This is a genomic window from Streptomyces sp. NPDC014894, assembly GCF_043080985.1.
Taxonomy (GTDB): Bacteria; Actinomycetota; Actinomycetes; order Streptomycetales; family Streptomycetaceae; genus Streptomyces.
This window is the reverse complement of record NZ_JBIBWD010000002.1, coordinates 842,011-859,934: the sequence shown is the minus strand read 5'-3', so window position 1 is coordinate 859,934 and position 17,924 is coordinate 842,011. Positions and strand designations below refer to the sequence as shown.

The 17,924-nt window shown below is 74.6% G+C and carries 12 protein-coding genes; 1 reads left to right on the top strand and 11 read right to left on the bottom strand.

All coding sequences use genetic code 11. The features are described from left to right. The first annotated feature begins 53 nt into the window (after nt 1-53). Entirely contained in the window at nt 54-596 is a 543-nt protein-coding gene (locus tag ACF089_RS07725) for a class I SAM-dependent DNA methyltransferase (RefSeq protein ID WP_392023214.1), read from the top strand. A gap of 221 nt (nt 597-817) precedes the next feature. On the opposite strand, the gene ACF089_RS07720 is transcribed toward ACF089_RS07725, so the two are convergent. The 11 genes from ACF089_RS07720 to ACF089_RS07670 form a co-directional block, all read right to left on the bottom strand. After that, the gene (locus ACF089_RS07720; protein WP_392023212.1) at nt 818-3,628 is read right to left on the bottom strand and encodes an FG-GAP repeat domain-containing protein; all 2,811 of its coding nucleotides are present in this window, start codon (nt 3,626-3,628) and stop codon (nt 818-820) included. A 639-nt stretch (nt 3,629-4,267) separates the two neighbouring features. After that, nucleotides 4,268-7,030, bottom strand: coding sequence for a hypothetical protein (locus ACF089_RS07715; protein ID WP_392023209.1), 2,763 nt, complete (start codon nt 7,028-7,030; stop codon nt 4,268-4,270). A 1,096-nt stretch (nt 7,031-8,126) separates the two neighbouring features. Continuing rightward, complete coding sequence (locus ACF089_RS07710) at nt 8,127-8,642, bottom strand: GNAT family N-acetyltransferase (RefSeq protein WP_392023208.1); 516 nt, start codon at nt 8,640-8,642, stop codon at nt 8,127-8,129. Nucleotides 8,643-8,773: 131 nt separating this feature from the next. Beyond that, complete coding sequence (locus tag ACF089_RS07705) at nt 8,774-9,067, bottom strand: muconolactone Delta-isomerase (protein ID WP_392023205.1); 294 nt, start codon at nt 9,065-9,067, stop codon at nt 8,774-8,776. Between the two features lie 55 nt (nt 9,068-9,122). Continuing rightward, nucleotides 9,123-10,607: an aldehyde dehydrogenase gene (locus ACF089_RS07700; RefSeq protein WP_392023203.1), complete on the bottom strand. Its 1,485-nt coding sequence runs from the start codon at nt 10,605-10,607 to the stop codon at nt 9,123-9,125. Continuing rightward, nucleotides 10,604-11,641 (bottom strand): ABC transporter ATP-binding protein, encoded by a 1,038-nt coding sequence (locus tag ACF089_RS07695; protein ID WP_392023200.1) that lies wholly within the window; start codon nt 11,639-11,641, stop codon nt 10,604-10,606. The genes ACF089_RS07700 and ACF089_RS07695 overlap by 4 nt, the downstream gene beginning before the upstream one ends. Beyond that, nucleotides 11,638-12,732 carry an ABC transporter ATP-binding protein gene (locus ACF089_RS07690; protein ID WP_392023197.1) on the bottom strand — a complete coding sequence of 365 codons (1,095 nt, stop codon included), beginning with the start codon at nt 12,730-12,732 and terminating at the stop codon, nt 11,638-11,640. Before ACF089_RS07690 ends, ACF089_RS07695 begins: the two co-directional genes overlap by 4 nt. A gap of 15 nt (nt 12,733-12,747) precedes the next feature. Further along, a complete protein-coding gene (locus ACF089_RS07685) occupies nt 12,748-13,695 on the bottom strand; it encodes an ABC transporter permease (RefSeq protein WP_392023195.1) in 948 nt (315 codons plus the stop codon). A gap of 19 nt (nt 13,696-13,714) precedes the next feature. Beyond that, nucleotides 13,715-14,662, bottom strand: a complete 948-nt coding sequence (locus tag ACF089_RS07680) for an ABC transporter permease (RefSeq protein ID WP_392023193.1) — start codon at nt 14,660-14,662, stop codon at nt 13,715-13,717. 11 nt (nt 14,663-14,673) lie between these two features. After that, nucleotides 14,674-16,317: an ABC transporter substrate-binding protein gene (locus ACF089_RS07675; RefSeq protein WP_392023190.1), complete on the bottom strand. Its 1,644-nt coding sequence runs from the start codon at nt 16,315-16,317 to the stop codon at nt 14,674-14,676. An 11-nt stretch (nt 16,318-16,328) separates the two neighbouring features. Continuing rightward, nucleotides 16,329-17,924, bottom strand: a complete 1,596-nt coding sequence (locus tag ACF089_RS07670; protein ID WP_392023188.1) for a phytoene desaturase family protein — start codon at nt 17,922-17,924, stop codon at nt 16,329-16,331.

The window sequence follows — 17,924 nt, the reverse complement described above, 5'->3', positions numbered from 1 at the left end:
GTCCGCCGACCCCGTCCACGATGGCCGAAAGGCGACTGTGCCAGGGTGACCGTATGACGTGGAACGGTGACGAGTACCAGGCCCGGTTCGACCGCATCGCCTCCGAGGGCGGCGACGTTCACGGCGAGGCGGATCTGGTGCGCTCCTTCGCGCCCGCGACCGTGCTCGACGCGGGGTGCGGCACCGGGCGGGTGGCGATCGAGCTGGCCCGGCACGAAATCGCCGTGACGGGCGTGGACCTGGACGAGTCGATGCTCGCCACCGCCCGGCGGCGGGCGCCGGGGATCCGCTGGCTCCGGCACGATCTGACCGGGCTCGACCTCGGGCAGTCGTTCGACGTCGTGGTGATGGCGGGCAACGTCCCCCTGTTCACCCCGCCGGGGACGGAACCGGCCCTGGTCGCCGGAGTGGCGGGCCATGTCCGGCCGGGAGGCCGGCTCGTCGCGGGGTTCTCCCTGGACCGGGGGTACGGCCTGGACGACTACGACGCCCACTGCCGTGCGGCGGGGCTCGTCCTCGAAGCCAGATACGCGACCTGGTCCCGGGCCCCGTACGACGGGGGCGCGTACGCCGTCTCGGTCCACCGCCGGCCCTGACCGCCGGCCGCCCCGGCCCCGACCCCGACCCCGGCTCCGGAGACTTCGGGGGCTCCGGTCCGACGCCGCCCGGCCCGGCGGGCGATGGCCGGAATCGGCCGTGACCTTCGCGCCGCGCGGCACGGACCCGGCGCGCGTGCCTCCCCGTACCGGCACGGCCGTGCCCCCGGCCTCGGCGGCCGGAGGCACGGAATCGAACGGGTCGAACGGGTCGAACGGGATCAGAAGAGGCCCGCGTAGCCCTTCCAGCCGCCGGAGATCTTCGTACGGGAGCCGAACGAGCCCTTGCCGTCGCCGCTGTTGCGGTAGAGATCGCCCGCGGCGTCCCGGGACACCAGGTCGGGACGGCCGTCGCCGGTGATGTCGCCGGCGCCGAGCACGGTGTTGTACGAGGAGCCCCAGCGGGTGAAGAGCTTCACCCGGTTCTTCAGGGCGCCCTTCCCGGTGCCGTCGAAGCGGTAGAGCACCCCGTCCTTGGCGCGCGCCACGACATCGCCGGCCTTGTCGCCGTTGAGGTCGCCCACGCCCGTGATGTGGGTGTAGTTCCAGCCGGAGGCGATCTTCTTGCCCGCCGCCAGGGTCCCGTCGCCCTTCGCCGCGAAGAGGTGCAGCGACGCGTCGGACGCCTTGCGCGCCAACAGGTCGGCCCGCCCGTCGCCGGTGAGATCGCCGGGCGAGGTGAGGACGTTGTACGCGTTCCAGCCCCTGCCCAGCGAGGCCGACGGGGTGGCCGGGGTCAGCGCCTTGCCGCAGCCGGGGCGGTGGGCGCGCAGCTCGCCGTCGGGCAGCCGCACCAGGACGTCGTTGCAGCCGTCGCCGTCGAGGTCGCCGAAGGGCACGGCGGTCGTCCTCGCCTTCCAGCCGCCGCCCGAGACCTTCCCGGCGTAGCCGCCGGCGCCGGTGCCCTTCTGGAAGGTGAACGCGCCCGAGGAGTTCAGCGTCAGCAGATCGGCGACGCCGTCCCCGCCCGCGTGGTCCCGGGCCGCGGCGGGAGCCGCGGGAGCCGCGTCGATCAGATGGAGGGCCCCCTTCGGGCCCGTGTGGGCGACCCGGTTGGTGTGCGGGTCGAGGGTCCAGCGGAGATGTCTGCGGTCGCCGACGGAGCCGCCCTCGTCGGGGGTGAGCCGCCCCAGCCGGCTGGTGACCGCCTTGCCGGAGGTCAGCACCGTACGCCACAGATCCGGTCCGCCGTCGTCCTTGTGGACGAGTACGCCGTCGCCCAGCAGGGCGGGGCTGTCGCTCACCGGGACGGAGCGGCCGCGGGCCCGGTCGAGGACGCCCGCCTCGTTCTCGGCGTCGCAGTTCCAGTACACCCAGCGGCCCACGGCCTGGAGTTCGTCGGGGACGCAGGAGGCCCCGGTGTTGACCGTGACCGCCGGTTCGGAGGAGCCGGGGCGGGTCAGGGAGAGCTTGCCCGGCTTCTCCGCGGTCCACAGCTGTCCCTCCCAGAGCGCGGCGGCCCTGGCCCGGAACTCCTTGGGCGCGGTGGGCGCGCGCCAGTCGAGGAGGGCGTACCGGTCGCCGTGCCGGGTCAGCGTGTGCACGCCGCCGACGCCCGCGACCGCGCTCCCGGCGGGCCCGGGAACGGCCGTCTCGGTGACCTTGCCGCGGTCGTCCTGCCGGAACAGCCGGGAGCCCGACTGATAGACCACGGACCCGTCGCCGGCGCCGTACAGCTCCGCGCAGGCGATGCCGATCCCGCACGGCGCCTGCCAGGTGCCGCCCAGCCGTACCGGCCCGGCCTGCGGGTTCTTTCCGGCGGGGATCGTACGGGACTTGAACTGGACCTCGCCCGTGGCCGGGGCCGTACGGTCCGTCCAGGTGAGCGTGGAGCGGGAGAACGCCAGACCGGTGACGGACGCCTCGATCCGGGGCAGTTCGGCCAGCTCGGTGACGGCGAGCGCGCCGTCGGCGCCCTGGGCGACCCGGTGCACGGCCCAGTCGTCGGGGCCGGTGCCGCCCGCGTAGACGCCGGAGCCGTCGGCCGCCCCGCCGGGGCCGCCGCCGGACTGCGCGCCGTGCGACTTCTCCAGGAGCCGCTGCCTCGGACCGCCGTCGAGCGGCAGGGCCACCAGCGCCCCGAGTTCGCCCGACTCCCGCGCCACCACGTGGTCGCCGACGAGGGTGTGCCCGAACGTCCCCGCCAGGGACTCCGCGGTGAGGGCGATCTCGGGAGCCTTCGGGTCGTCCCGGCGCAGCAGCCGGATCTCGCCGCTCTTCGCGCGCAGGCCGACGTACCGGTCGGAGAGCAGATACCGCCGTGCGTCGCGCATCGTGTAGGGCTCGAAGAACCGGGTCGCGCGGCCGGAGTCCAGGTCGATCAGGGCCGCCTGATGGGCCGCCGGACCGGTGATCTCGTCGGCCACCCGGTAGGTGATCAGCGCGGTACGGGCGTCCCGCGCGGCCACGGACACGACCGAGTCCGTGCCCGGGAAGTCGCTGACCTGCTGCTGGAGGGTGGCGCCTCCGGGGCCGGGCTTCAGGAGCCAGAGCGACCGCGTCGAGGTGGACTCCATCCGGGAGGCGACGACGGTGGTGCCGACGACCTTGAGGGAGCGCAGCTCGCGGGGGACGGTGACCGAGCCCTGGTCCCCGCCGTCCGGGCCGGTGAAACGGTACTTCCCCTGCTGGTACTCGTAGAACGTGTCCGCAAAGCTGGACCGGGGCTGGTACTGGCCGGTCAGCCAGGGCAGATCCCAGGACCTGCCCGTCGCGTACTCAGTCCAGCGGTGGTGCGCGGAGCCCTCCGGGCGGGAGACCAGGCCGGTTTCGCCGAGGCCGCTGACCCGCAGCTCACGCGGCGCGGGGCGCATCGCCCCGGGCAGCACGGTCTCGCCCGCGGCCCGGGCGTCGGTCGGCGGCTTCGCCGGAGTCCGCTCCGGAGCCTGGGCCAGGGCCTGCGGGGCGGCGGCGAGCAGCCCCGCCCCGACGGACAGCGCCAGCGCCGCTGCCGCTCCCCGGCGCGCCCCTCTCGGGCCGTCCGCACGTCCGTGGGCCGACGCACGCGGGCGCGGCTGAATCGATTCGGTCAACAGGGTCCTCCCCAGAACCTGACTGCCCGGAGGCAGAAGAAGAAAGCGCGGGCACGAGGCTGCCCGGAGATCATCACCGCGGGATTTCCGGCACCGGCCGGCCGACGGCCTCCCCGGGGCCTTCGGTGTCCTCATGCGATTGGGCCGGATGCTAACAGCCAGGTCAGCGCCCGTGTTAGTGCGGGTGGCGGCGCGGCCGTCCGCTGCCGCGCCGCAGAGCGCCCGGCCGCGCCCGTCCCGGGGACGGCGGGAAATCCGGTGATCGCGTACAACCTTCCGGCCCTCCGGCGGGTCTCCCGGACGACGGGAGCGAGACACACAGCCGGGCCATGAGTCGTCGCGACGGCGGTGGGCCTGTCGGGAGGGGGCGGGGCCGTCCGGCGCCGGGCGGATCGGGCCGGGGCCGGTGCGGGGGGACGGCTTCTGGTTCGAGGACGGTGACGTGAACGCCTCGGCGGGTGGGGGGAGTCGGCGTGCGCGGCGGGGGAACGGACGGTGCGCGGTGGGGAGTTCTTGCGAGCAGGGGCGGCTTCCGGCCCCGCCCGTCCCGGTCGCGCCGATGGCGTCGGCCCCTGGGAGGGGCCGACGCCATCGGCCGGGCGGTGCGTTCGGACGCCGTCGGCGCGCGGGACGCGGGCGTCAGCGCCGGGGCGCGTCCACGGCCTTCCCGGTGAGGAGCGGGCCCTCCACCCACTCGTGCCCCTTCAGATACGACATCCGCATCCGCAGGGACTCCTCCGGTTCGGTCAGCGTGTCGGCGACGGTGGGCACGGAGACCTCGGCGCTCGTCCGGCCCTCGGGGAAGGAGACCCAGAGGGAGAAGGCGTCCGCGGACAGCGGCCGCTCCGGGTCGGCGGTCCCGCCGAGGCCGGCGAGCCACTCCTCGTCCACGTCCTTCGTGGACAGCTCCGCGCCCCCGGACACCGGCAGGAGTGCGAACCGTGTGTCGACGAGGGCGTCGGCGGGCTCGGACAGCGCCACCCTCCAGCTGAGCCTGCCGCCCTCGGTGACGGAGTCGGCGACCGGGGTCACGGTGACCGCGGGCATGGGGTCGTCGTTCTCGACCAGCACGCCCCCGGAGGCGCTGCCGACCGCCGTGCCGCGTACGGCCTTGACCGCGATCTCGTGGTGGAGGTCGACGTCGTAGCGGGGGTTGCCCTCGACCGTGATCGACGTCTCCGGGGAGCCGCCGGGCCCCACCTCGACCGTGCGGACCGTGGAGGTGCCGGTCCGCGGATCGCGAACGGCGAGCTTGATCACTCCGGCGCCCTCGCCGGTCGCCCGGACCGGCACACGGTAGGTGCGCGCGCCGGAGTCGCCCTCCTTGACGGTCAGCCGGCCGATGTCGACACGTGTGAGCGGTACGGGTCGCACCGCCGGGGCGCCGGGTCGCCAGCCCCAGGCGTCCATCAGCCAGAACTCGCCGGGGCCGCCGCGCGGGGTGAGTTCCAGCGACTTCGTCCGCCGCAGGTCGACGCCGGCGCCGACGGCGGCCTTCAGCGGGACGCGGATCTCCCTCGCCCAGTGGGCGGCCGTCAGGCCGGAGCCGGGCAGACCGTCCACGCTGACCTCGCCGAGCCGTACCCGCTTGCCCGAGGCGTCGGTGAGGGCGAGGTCCAGCCGGGTGCCGCGGGTGTTCGGCGGGACGATCACGCGCAGGGCGACCGCGTCGGAGCCCGCCAGGGAGAAGGCGCGCTTCGGCGTCAGCCGGATGGGGGCGCCCGGCTCGGTCCAGCGGGCGGTGACCGCGTGACGGCCCGGCTCGTTCTCGAAGAGCGACCAGGGCGCGAAGTGCGGCGAGCGGCCGGGGCCGTCGGCCGGCCGGCAGGCGTCGGTGTCGCTGGTCGTGATCTGCCGGCACACGCGCCCATTGGTCACCGAGAGCGGGGCGTCGGGCAGGATCGCCGGGGTGCGGTGGCCGCCGAGGGCGTGGGTCAGCACCCGGGCGGGGTCCGCCGAGGGGGCGCGGCGGCCGGTGCCGTCGAGCAGCGGCCGGACCCGGTCGTCGCCCGCGAGGAAGAGCCGCGCGGCGGCGGCGATGTAGGTGCCGCCCGCCTTCTGCTGCTGTGCGGCGCTCAGCCGGGTCTTCGCCCGTGTCGAGCAGACCGGGTCCTCGTCGTCCCAGAAGTCGTCGGCGGCCGGGGCCTCGGCCTGGCCGGGCGTCCACTCCGTGTTGAAGTAGTTGTGGTTGGCCCCGACCATGTACACCGTGCTGTGCAGCGCGGCGCCCCGGCCGACGCCCCGGGAGCCGTCGGAGTAGATCTGGCCCTGAAGGTCGCTCACATCGCCGTCGCAGCCCGGCAGGATCGTCATCGAGGGCACGTCGGGCGCGGGGTTCTGGCCGAAGAGGGTCGGTCCGATCAGGACGGTGCCGCGAATCCGCCAGTCCACCGGCCCCCGGTGGCCGTTCTCCGCGGGCGGCGGCGGGGAGACGCTGTCGAGAGCCGCCCGGTTGACGCCCTCGCCGCCCCGGGAGTGGCCCACCAGCAGCACCTTGGAGAGGTCGGCGGGATCCGTCGCGCGTACCGCCTCGGGAGCCTTCGCGGGGTTCGCGCCCCACTCGGCCCAGCGGGCGAGATGGCCGCGTACCAGGGAGGAGCGGGCCTGCGCCCCGGCGTCGGCGGCCCGGTGGTCCTGCGCGTTGACGCCGTTGGCGGAGATCGAGACCGTCACATGGCCCTGGGACGCCAGGAGCCTCTGGTCGTGCAGATGGCCCCGATGGCTCGGGACCTCCTTGGAGCCCGGCCCGCACGGCCACCGCATACCGGCGCTGTTCTCGCCGGGCTCGTAGCAGGTGGCGTTGCGGCCGTGGAGGAAGAGCGCCAGCGGCCGCTTCCCCGGCGCGTCGGTCGGGCCGACGACCGTGGCGCGCATCTCCACGGGCTCCTTGTAGCCCGGCAGCCGCACCGGCTCGAGGGTGTACTCACCGACGGCGGTGCGGTGCTTCCCGGGGACGCCGGGGTCGACCGGATGGGCCGGGAGCGGGGCGAGGGGCGCCGCCGGGCCCGGCGCGCTCCGCCGCCCGGGCGTCCGTCCGGCCCCGGCGGCGTCCAGCCGCCGCGCGCCGGCGACCGCGCGGAGTTCGCCCGCCGGTCCGGCCTTCGCCCGGTCGAGACGGAGCCGGAAGGTGCGGTGGTCGGGTGAGGGCTCCGGTATGCCGAGGGTCCGCTCACCGGAGCGGAACTCGACCCGGGCGCCGCCCGTGCCCACGGGCTCGGGCGAACTCCACACCAGTTCACCGCCCTCGGCACGCCAGCCCTCCGGCAGCCGCTCCCCCGAGACGCCCGGCGGCGCGCCCGGTAGGGACTCGGCGGCCGGCCGCGCGTGCGCCGGCGTCGGCGCACCCGCCGCCAGCGCCATGGCCGCCAGGGCGGCCGTCAGCGCGCGTGAGACCTGTCTCACGATGGTTCTCCTCGTCGTCGGTCGTGCGTGATGGCCCCCGTGAATCCCGGGGGCGTCCCCCTCGCGGGGGCGGTGCGGCGCCGTCACCGGGCGTTTCCGCGAGGCGTACGGCGGGGTCCCGGGGCAGGCGCGCTGCGGGTGGTAGGGCGTTTCCGCGCGGGGCTGGGCGGCGGTCGCCGAGGCCGCGTCCGGGGCTCGACGCCGTCGTACGGCCGCCGCCCGGCTCGGCGCCGAACTCTGCACCGGGCGGAGGCGGGTCCGGGTCCGGGTCCGGGTCCTGGGCTCCCCCGGCGGCGGAGGGACGGGGTGCGGGGACCGCCGTGTCCGGTGGGGTCAGACCCGGTGCCTGCGGGGTCGGGCACGGGTCCTCCTTCCCTGGTTGCTCCGGCGTCTCCGGCGTCCTTGGTGTCCTCGCCGTCCTCGGCGGCTCCCGCTCCTGCGGTGCTGCGGCTCGTACGGCGCCTCCGGCTCATCCGGCCGGCGGGGCGCCGGCGGACGCCGGTGGACGCCGTTCGGAGCGCGCGGGTCGGCGGACGCCGGAGGGCGACTGCCTCTCGGCCCGGTCCCCGGCTCGTACACGTCCGGCCGGAACGCCGTGCGCCGAATCCTGGCGCGCCGATGTGAGGATCCGGTCAGGGAGATCTTTCGGTGGTGTTGCCCTGGCGGCGGGCGGGCCCGGCGGGGCGGTCGCGGGCAGCGCGGTGACCAGCGGGGCGGCGGGCGCGAGCGGGGCGGTCGCCGGCGGGGCGGGGCGGTCGCCGTCAAGGCGGGGCGCGGGCGGGCTCCTCCCCCGGCGCGCCCTCGCGCGGCACGACCGCCGGGGGTGGGCCGGCGGTGTCTTGACCGTGCGTTACGCGGCGAAAGGGCCGGTGCCTGCCCGTGAGAGGACGTTCGAGGTCCGGGCGACGGCGACCGGTCCGACAGGCGCGGCGGCCGGCCCCCGCGCCGGGCCCGGCGGACCTCCGCGAGCCACGAGCCGTCAGGCGTGAGGAGTCAGGCGTGAGGAGGGAGGCGTCAGGCGCCGAACCCGGCCGCGCCGAACCGTGTACCGGCCCGGAAGCCTTGCGCGGCGCCCGCTGTCGGAGGGCGCCGGGGATCAGCGGCTCCGCTCCCACCGGATCTCGCCGTCGTGCCGTCGGCCGGTCGGAGCGAGCCCTGCGGACCGGGCCACGGACGCGGAGGCGTGGCGGTCCGGGTGGATGTGGGCGACCAGGGTCTCCACCGGCCCCCGGGCGAGGCTGTCGGCCAGGGAGCGGGCCGCCTCCCGGGCGATGCCCCGTCCCTGACCGCGGACCCCGACGACCCGGGCGATCTCGGCGACCCGGTCGACGATCGTCGCCTGGACCGTTCCGACCGGGCGATTCTCGTCCCGGAGGAGGATGACCCAGTTGAGCCAGGTCTCGTTCGGGCGGGGCGATCCGGCGGTCATCCGCTCGTAGCGGGACCGGAGCCGCTCGACGCTGTCGGGCTCTCCGCCGATGAACTCGTGCGGCCGGGGATCGGCGAGGACCTCCGCCATCTCCTCGGCGTGCGCCACGCGCAGCGGCAGCGGCTCCAGCCGGGCGGTCGGCGGGACGACCGGCCCGGAGTCCCGCCGGTTCACCCGGCCCATGCAGGCGGCGCTCCCCCGAAGGAACGGCGGACGCCCCACCGTACGGGAGTGCCGCCCGGCGTGGGCCCGACCCCGGCCGGGGGCCGGGCGCTCCACTCCCAGCACCGGCCGTGGAGCGCCCGGCGCGGTGGTCAGGACCCGTCGGCCGGGCCGGGGTCGACGGGGTGCGCGGCCATCGCGTGCACGGTGACGTCCATCCAGGGCCACACCGGCAGGGAGGCGATGATCGTGTGCATCTCGGTGGGGTCGGCCGCCCGCCACAGCCCCCAGTTCTCGGTCCGCCCGGGGACGCGCCACATACGGACGAGGTGCCCGGCGTCGACGAGTTCGGCGGCCCGGAGGCGTTCGGCGGCGGAGACGGACTCCTTGCGTTCGGGGTCCATCGACTCCGGCCAGGTGATCTTGATGTTGACGAGGAACTCCATGAGCCGTCCTTGGCTGGTGGTGACGGGGAAAGGGGAAAAAGGGGGCGGGGACCGGTCAGTGGCCGAACGGGTCCGCGGGGGCGCCGTGCTCGGTGACGACGGATTTCGTGCGCAGGAACTCGGCGACGGCCTCGACGCCGTTCTCCCGGCCGATCCCGGACTGCTTGTAGCCGCCGAACGGGACGCTCCAGTGCAGCAGCCGGTAGGTGTTCACCCAGACCACGCCGGCCTCCAGCCGCCTGCCCAGCCGGTGCGCGCGGGCGCTGTCACGGGTCCAGAAGCCGGCCGCGAGGCCGAACTCGGTGGAGTTGGCGAGGGCCACCGCCTCGTCCTCCGTGTCGAAGGGGTGGACGGTGACGACGGGGCCGAAGACCTCCTCCCGGCAGACCGCGAGGTCCACACCGGCGTTCACCAGCACGGTCGGCTCGTACCAGAATCCGTCGACCGCCCCCTCGTCCACCGCCGGACGGCGGCCGCCGGTCAGGGCTTCGGCGCCGTGCCGCAGCGCGTCCTCGACATAGGACTCGACGCGCGCCAGGGCCGCGGCGGAGGCCAGCGGGCCGACATGGGTGGCAGGGTCGCCGGGGTCGCCCACCCGCAGCCGCCGGACCGCTTCGGCGTACCGGGTCAGGAACTCCTCGTACACCTCGCGCTGGACCAGGATCCGGGAGCCGGCGACACAGGTCTGTCCGGCGGCGGAGAAGGCTCCCTGCCGGGCGGCGGTGACGGCCGCGCCGAGGTCGGCGTCGGCGAAGACGATGTGCGCGGACTTGCCGCCCGCCTCACAGACGTAACGTTTCATCCTTCCGCCCGCCAGCGCGCCGAGGGTACGGGCGACCTCGGTGCTCCCGGTGAAGGTCACCATGGCGACGTCGGGGTGCTCCACCAGCCTGCGGCCCTCGTCGGCCCCGCCGATGACGACGCTGACCACGCCCGGCGGGAAGCCCGCCTCCCGGGCCAGTTCGGCGAGGCGGACGGAGGAGGCGGGGGCGTGCGGCGGCGGTTTGAGGATCACGGTGTTGCCGGCCGCGAGGGCGGGGGCGAGCTTCCACGAGCCGAGCGACAGCGCGCCGTTGAAGGGGGTGAGCGCGGCGACGACGCCCAGCGGCTCATGGGTGATCAGCGCCTGGGCGGTGCCGCTGAGCGGGCGGGACACGCTCTGGAGGGTCTCGGCGGTCGCCGCGAAGTAGCGGTACCAGCGGGCCAGGGCGCGGACCTCGGCGCGGGTCGCGGACAGCGGTTTGCCGTTGGCCAGGGTCTCCAGCCGGGCGAGTTCGTCGGCGTGCGCGACGAGCACGTCCCCGAGCCGGTACAGCAGATCGGCGCGGGCGTGACCGGGCAGCTCGGCCCAGGACGCGTCGGCGAACGCGGCGCGCGCCCCGCGCACCGCGTCCTCGACGGCGTCCGGGTCCAGGTGGGCGTGGGCCCAGACGCGGCCGGTGGCCGGGTCGGTCAGCGGTACGGCCTCGCCCGCGGGAGCGCGCCGGGCGCCCTCGGTGTGGGAGGTGTAGTGCTCGGCCGTGGTGGGGATGGCGGTCATGGTGCGGTGGTCCTTTCCGGGGACAGGGCTTCGCGTACGGCCGGGGTGTCGGCGTGGTGGCAGGCCACGGTGTGTCCCGGGGCTCCGGCGGGGAGCCGGGGCGGCGGGTCTCCCTCGCGGCAGATCGCGGTGGCGAACGGACAGGAGCGCTGGAAGCGGCACCCCGCGGGCACGGACGCCGGGTCGGGCGGTTCGGCCCGGGTGCGGACGCCGCCGCGCAGGCCCGGCGACCTCGGGTCGGGGACCGGGACGGCGGCCAGCAGGGCGTGGGTGTAGGGGTGGCGGGGCGCGGCGAACAGTTCCTCGCTGGGCGCGCTCTCCATGATCAGACCGCCGTACATCACCACCACCCGGTCCGAGATGTGCCGGACCACGCTCATGTCGTGGGAGATGAAGAGGAAGCTGACGTCCTGGTCGCGGCGCAGGTCCTGGAGGAGATTGACGATCTGGCCCTGGACGCTGACGTCGAGCGCGGAGACGATCTCGTCGCAGACGATGAAGCGGGGCTCGACGGCGAGGGCGCGGGCGATCGCGGCCCGCTGGCGCTGGCCGCCGGAGAGTTCGTGCGGGTAGCGGTCGGCGAGTTCCGGGCGGAGGCCGACCTGGCCGAGGAGTTCGGCGACCCGTCCGGCGACCGCCTCCGGGGGGACGGTCCGGTGCACGCCCACGACTTCGCCGATCATCGCGCGTACGGTCATCCGGGGGTTGAGGCTGGCGTACGGGTCCTGGTAGACGATCTGCGCCAGCCGGGGCAGGGTCTTGTCCCGGCGCAGCTCGTCCAGGTCGGCGCCGTGCACCCGGACCCGGCCGGAGGCGATGGGCGAGAGGCCGACCAGGGCGCGTCCGGTGGTGGTCTTGCCGCTGCCGCTCTCGCCGACGAGGGAGACGATGCCGCGGGCGGGCACGGTGAAGGAGACTCCGTCCACGGCGCGAACCGTGCCCACGACACGGCGCAGGACACCGGAGCGTACGGGGAAGCGGACGGTGAGGTCCTCGACGGTGACGGCGTCCGGGGCGGGGGCTTCGGCGGTCATGCGGTCTCTCCTTCGGCGGACGGGCCGGCCGGCGCGGAGGCGGGCGGTGGGGAGGCGTTCGAGGCGGAGGCGGGCGGTGCGGAGGGGTCCGAGGCGGAAGCGCTCGGCGGGCCGGGGTACGGGCAGCGGACCCGGTGTCCGTCCGCTCCCCGCTCCACGGCGAGCAGCGGGGGAACGGCGTCTCCGCACTCCGCGCGGGCGACGGTGCAGCGGGGCTGGAAGGCGCAGCCCGGCGGCGGGGCGGCGGGGTCGGGCGGGAAGCCGGGGATGGCGGGCAGCCGGTCCGTCCGGGCCCGGTCCATCCGGGGGACGGACTCCATCAGGGCCCGGGTGTACGGGTGCGCGGGCGTGTCGAACAGGGCCGCGGTGGGCGCGAGTTCCACGATCCGGCCCGCGTACATCACGGCGATCCGGTCGGTGATCCCGGCGACGACGCCCAGGTCGTGGGTGATCAGGATCAGCGCCATCCGCAGCTCCTTGCGGAGCCGGTCGATGAGCTGGAGCACCTGGGCCTGGATGGTGACGTCGAGGGCGGTGGTGGGCTCGTCGGCGATCAGGACCTTGGGGTCGCGGCTGACGGCCATGGCGATGAGCACGCGCTGGCGCATGCCGCCGGAGAGTTCGTGCGGGTGGTTGCCGAGGCGTTCGCGGGCGCCGGGGAGGCCGACGAGGTCGAGCAGTTCGGCGCATCGGGCGGCGGCGGCGCGGCGGCTGAACCCGTCGTAGTGGATGAGCGGTTCGGCCATCTGGGCGCCGATGGTCATGGCGGGGTTGAGGGCGGAGAGGGCGTCCTGGGAGACGAGTCCGATGCCGGATCCGCGGATCGCGCGCATCTGGCGCGGTGTGAGCGCGGTGAGGTCCTCGCCCGCGAAGTCGACCCGGCCCGTGATCTCGACGCCGGAGGTCCCGAGCATGCGCAGCACCGCCAGCATGGTCTGGCTCTTGCCGCATCCGGACTCGCCGACGACGCCGAGCGATTCGCCGGCCGCGACGCTGAACGAGACGTCCCGGACGGTCTCCAGGGGGGCGTCTCGGCCCGGGCCCCGGCCGCCGTGGGCGACCTTGAGGTGTTCCACGTTCAGAACGGTCATGGTGGTTCGCTCCCTCTAGGCGAGTTTGATCTTCGGGTTGAAGTACGCCTGGAGTACGTCGACCAGGAAGTTGATCAGTACGAAGGCGATGGCGATCACGAGGATGCCGCCCTGGACGAGGGGGATGTCCCGGGTGGAGATCGCCTGGTGGAGGGCGAGTCCGATGCCCGGCCAGGAGAACACCGTCTCGGTGAGGACGGCTCCGCTGAGCAGGAATCCCGCCTGGAGGCCGATCACGGTGACGACGGACGGCATGGCGTTCGGGAGGACGTGCCGGACGATGACCCGGAATTCGCCGACGCCGCGGGAGCGGGCGGTGCGCACATAGTCGTTGCCGATGACCTCCAGCACGGCGGAGCGGGTCATCCGGGCGATCACGGCCAGCGACCAGGCGGCGAGGGTGATGACCGGCAGGACCATGTGGGCGGCGACGTCGAGGGCTCCGCCGCCGCCGATGGAGGTCATCCCGGTGGCGGGCAGGATCCGCAGCTGGAGCGAGAACACCACGATCAGCACCAGGCCGAACCAGAAGGACGGGACGGAGTTGAAGAAGAGGACGCCGACCGTGAGTCCGCGGTCGCGGGCGGATCCCGGCTTCTGCGCGGCCCAGGTGCCGATCGCGACGCCCAGCACCGCGGCCACGACGATCGCGGTGCCGGAGAGGAGGACGGTGTTGAGCAGCCGTTCGGACAGCACCTCGGAGACCGGCCGGCCGAAGGAGAGCGAGCGGCCCAGATCGCCGCCGAGGAGATTGCCGAGGTAGCTGAAGTAGCGGGAGATCGCCGGTTCGTCCAGGCCCAGGTCGGCGCGGAGCGCCTGGCGGTCCTCTTCCGAGGAGCTGGGGCCCAGCAGGGCGCTCGCCTGGTCGCCGGGGATGATCTGGCCGAGACCGAAGGTGGCGATGGTCACCCCCAGGACGACGGGAAGCATCTGCAGGGCGCGGCGCAGGGTGAAGGTCAGCATGCCGAATCTCCAGGACTGTTCATGACCGGCGCCACCGGTTCCATGGCGCGGGCTTGCTGCCGCGGGCGGCCCGGGACTGCCGGGTGCGGGGGTCGAGACGGTCGCGGATGCCGTCGCCGAGCAGATTGAAGCCGACGGCGAGGACCACGATCGCCAGGCCGGGGACGGTGGCGACGTGCTGTGCCGTCACCAGCAGGGCGCGGCCGCCGCTGAGCATCTGGCCCCAGTCGGGGGTGGGGGGCTGGGCCCCCAGTCCGAGGAAGGCGAGGCTGGAGCTGAGGATGACGTTTCGCCCGGTCTGGAGGGTGGCGAAGACGACCACGCCGCCGAGGAGGTTCGGGGTGATGTGGCGGAAGGTGATCCTCAGATGGCCGTAGCCGAGGGCGCCGGCGGCCTCCACGTACTGCTCCTGGCGGAGCGCGACGACCTGGCCGCGGACGATCCGGCCGAATTCGGGGACGGTCACCACCACCATCGCGACGATCATGGAGGTGATGCCGGGGCCGAGCGCGACGCCGATGCCCAGGGCGAGCAGGATGCCCGGGAAGGAGAACATCACGTCGAAGATCCGCATGAGGGTGCTGTCGAGCCAGCCGCCGGCATAGCCGGAGAGCAGTCCGAGACAGCCGCCGACCACCAGGGCGAGGAGGGTCGGCAGGACCGCGACGAGCAGGGCGAGCCGGGCGCCGTGCATCAGCCGGCTGAGGATGTCCCGGCCGACCTCGTCGGTGCCGAGCAGGTGTCCGTCGCTGAAGGGGGTGAGTCCGACGGCCGACGGATTGACGGCGAGCGGGTCGTAGGGGGCCAGGACCGGCGCCAGGACGGCGACGAGGACGGTGGCGGCGACGATCGCGCCGCCGATGACGGCGGTGGCTCCGCCGCCGCCGGCGCGGGCTCGCAGCCGGTCGCGCAGACGCGGGGGTACGGGGGGCACGGTGTCGGGACGGGGTGCCGCAGTGGCCTTCATGGCTGCTCTCCTCACCCGCGGCGGAGGGTGGTGTAGTCGATGTACGGGGAGGCGGCGGCGGTGACGCCGCGCACCTGGTGGCTCAGCAGCCGGGGCAGCCGGTCCTGGTAGAGGAAGAGCCAGGGCGCGTCGGCGGCGATCCGGGCGGCCGCCCGCCGGTAGAGCGCGGTTCTGCGGGTGTCGTCGCGCTCCGCGCGGGCCCGGTCGAAGAGGGCGTCGACGGCGGCGTCGCGGTACCAGCCCCGGTTGACGCCGTTGGGCGGGTGCAGCTCGCCGCTGAACATCCGTTCGAGGAAGTCGGCGGCGTCGGCCCCGGTGGTCCAGCCGTTGAAGGAGCCGTGGGTGGTGTCGTCGTAGCCCTTGCCCTCCTCGGCGACCAGGGAGGCGAACTCCATGTACTGAAGGTCCAGCTGGACGCCCACCGCCTTCAGGTCCTGCTGGACCAGGGACATGATCTCGGTGGCCTGGGAGAAGCCGGGTCCGCTGTCGGGGGCGAGCAGTCTCAGCCGTACCGGCGTGCGGACCCCGCTCTCCCGGATGAGCTGGCGCGCCCGCTCGGGATCGTGGGTGTACGGAGTGGTCCCGCCGTTGCCGGACGCGGCGGAGTACGCCTCGTTGCCGCGCGGCAGGGGGCCGGTGGAGGGGGTGACCTGGCCGCCGGTGAGGGTGGCGATCGCCTTGCGGTCGACCGCGTGGTTCAGCGCCTGCCGGAAGACGGCGTCGTCGGTCGGGGCGATCCGGGTGTTGAGGCGGAGGAAGTACTGGTTCGCGGGCTCGGGGTACTGGACCGCCATGGCGTTGTCGTGGGTGAGCTGCTGCACCTGCTGCGCGCCCGCGCTCAGGATGGCGTCCACCTCGCCGGTCTGGGCGGCGATGGCGAGGGTGGTGGGGTCGGTGACGGATTCGACGATGATGGAGGGGGCCTTGGGGGCTCCGCCCCAGTAGGCGTCGTTCCGCTTCAGTTTGACGCGTTTGCCGTGGTCGGCCTGTTGCTGGCTGAAGGGTCCGGTGCCGACCGGGTGCAGTCCGATGTCGTCGGGCCGGCGGTCGCGGAGCGACTGCGGGCTGATGATCGACATCCGCCGGTCGGTGAGCATCCGGGGCAGACCGGCGTAGGGCTGGGTGAGCCGGAGCGAGAGGGTGTGCTCGCCGCCGACCTCGACCCGTTCGATCCAGCGGGTCAGGAACTTCATGTTCCCGCCGGCGGTCGCGTCGTAGACGGCGGACTTCTTGTTCATGATCCGGTCGAAGTTGACCTTGACGGCGGCGGCGTCGAAGGGCGCTCCGTCGGCGAAGGAGACGTTCTCGCGGAGGGCGAGGGTGTGGGTGCGGGCGTCCGGTGAGACGCTCCAGGACTCGGCCAGCCCGGGGCGGAGTTCGGGCGCGCGGTCGGTCCGGGTGCCGAGGTCCTCGCGGATGAGGGGGTCGAAGAGGGCGTCGACGAGCCGCAGTCCCACGGTTCCGGAGAGCCGGTGCGGGTCCAGGGCGGGTATCTCGCCCTCGGCGCCGATGACCACGGTGTCCGGGTCGCGGCCGAAGCCGGGGTGGGCGGTGCAGCCGGTGAGCAGGGCGGCGGCGACGAGCGCGCAGCCGAGGGTCCGGGGCGGCCGGTGTGCGCGTGGGCGGGCCGGCCCAGGGGGATGCGAAAGCCTCATGCCTGTCGCCTTCACTTGTCGGAAAGGTCGTGGAGAATCGCGGTCGCCGCGTTTCTGCCGGGAGTGCCGGTGACATAGCCGCCGGGCCAGGTGCCCGCGCCGGTGAGATAGAAGCCGGGGAGCGGGGTGCGGTATCCCGCCACGGCGGGGTGCGGCCGGTTGCCGAAGAGGTTCTCCGGCAGCATGTCGCCGTGGGTGATGTTGCTTTCCATCAGACCGAGTTCGCTCTCCAGTTCGACGGGATTCATGAATCGGTGGTCGATGACGCGGTCGGCGAGTCCGGGCATCAGCCCCGAGAGTTCTTCGACGCACCGCCGGCCGAATTCCTCGGTCCGGGCGGCGTCCCATGCGCCGTCGTCCAGGCGGTAGGGGGCGTGCCAGGCGTTGACGCTGATGAGATGGGTGTCCCCGGGGGTGAGTCCGGGCGAGGTCAGGGTGGGGATCAGTCCCCACATCAGGGGGTGCTCGGAGGGGCTGCCGGCCAGGGCCCGGCCGACGGACTCCTCGATGTGGGCCAGCGAGGAGCCGACCCGGAACTGGCAGGCCCGGACCTGATCGGCGGCCACGTCCCCGGGGAGTCCCGCGTAGTCGGGCAGCGAGTCGACCTCCAGGACCAGCTTGAACGCCGAGCCGCGCGGCCTCGCCCCGGCGACCGCGGCGCGGACCGGCGCTCCCATGGCCCCGTCGTCGAGCAGATCGCGGAAGAGATGGACGGGGTTGACGGCCGACACCACCCGGTCGGCGGTGAGCTCCTCCCCGGTGGCGGTGACGACGCCGCGCGCGCCGGCCGCGTCGTAGAGGACACGGGCGACCGGCGTGCCGGTGCGGATCTCCACGCCGTGGCGGCGGCAGCAGCTCTCCAGGGCGTCGACGATCGCGCTCATGGACCCGACCGGGAGGCCGGTGGAGCCGCGCAGGGCCACCCGCTCGGCCGCGTCGGCGGCGTTCGCGCCCGCCGCCGCGGCGGCGAGGGCGAACGGACGCATCATCAGCCCGACGGCGGTGCCGGGGGCGGACGGCGGGACGAGCTGCGCGTTGAGGGCGAGCATCCCCAGCAGCGCCTTGGCCTGGTCCGACACCAGATGGTCGTCGAGGAGCGAGGTGAGGCTGCCGTCGAAGACGGCGGCGAAGAGCCGGCGGTCCGCCGGGTCGGAGAGCCGCTCCCGCAGGGTGTCCAGAGCGGGCGGGGGCTCGTCCAGCGAGACTCGCAGGTTCGCTCCGAGGCGTTCCAGGGCGCCGATCAGCTCGCGGTACCGGCGGGCCTCCCCCGGCGCGAAGGCGTCGAGCTGGCGGTCGACCCGGACGGGGTCGCGCCAGCCGAGGAAGCAGCGCCCGCCGAACCGCTGGACGACGGTGGGGTCCGCCCGGACGAACCGGAGGCCGTGCTCCGCCAGCCGCAGTTCGCCGACCACGGCCGGGTTGAGGGAGCCGGGCGAGTTGGTGAAGGCGAGGCGGCGGCCCGGCAGGAACTCATAGCCGCCGCACGGACCGCCGAGTCCCTCCCGGGCCTCGACCACGGCGACGCTCAGTCCCGCCCGGCCCAGATAGGCGGCGGTCACCAGGCCGTTGTGACCACCTCCGACGACCACCGCGTCAAACCGGTTCAT

Coding starts and splice junctions, on each gene's coding strand:
- ACF089_RS07685 (WP_392023195.1), bottom strand. CDS start 13,695: ATGCTGACCTTCACCCTGCGCCGCGCCCTGCAGATGCTTCCCGTCGTC.
- ACF089_RS07690 (WP_392023197.1), bottom strand. CDS start 12,732: ATGACCGTTCTGAACGTGGAACACCTCAAGGTCGCCCACGGCGGCCGG.
- ACF089_RS07695 (WP_392023200.1), bottom strand. CDS start 11,641: ATGACCGCCGAAGCCCCCGCCCCGGACGCCGTCACCGTCGAGGACCTC.
- ACF089_RS07705 (WP_392023205.1), bottom strand. CDS start 9,067: ATGGAGTTCCTCGTCAACATCAAGATCACCTGGCCGGAGTCGATGGAC.
- ACF089_RS07700 (WP_392023203.1), bottom strand. CDS start 10,607: ATGACCGCCATCCCCACCACGGCCGAGCACTACACCTCCCACACCGAG.
- ACF089_RS07680 (WP_392023193.1), bottom strand. CDS start 14,662: ATGAAGGCCACTGCGGCACCCCGTCCCGACACCGTGCCCCCCGTACCC.
- ACF089_RS07710 (WP_392023208.1), bottom strand. CDS start 8,642: ATGGGCCGGGTGAACCGGCGGGACTCCGGGCCGGTCGTCCCGCCGACC.
- ACF089_RS07675 (WP_392023190.1), bottom strand. CDS start 16,317: ATGAGGCTTTCGCATCCCCCTGGGCCGGCCCGCCCACGCGCACACCGG.
- ACF089_RS07725 (WP_392023214.1), top strand. CDS start 54: ATGACGTGGAACGGTGACGAGTACCAGGCCCGGTTCGACCGCATCGCC.
- ACF089_RS07670 (WP_392023188.1), bottom strand. CDS start 17,924: ATGAACCGGTTTGACGCGGTGGTCGTCGGAGGTGGTCACAACGGCCTG.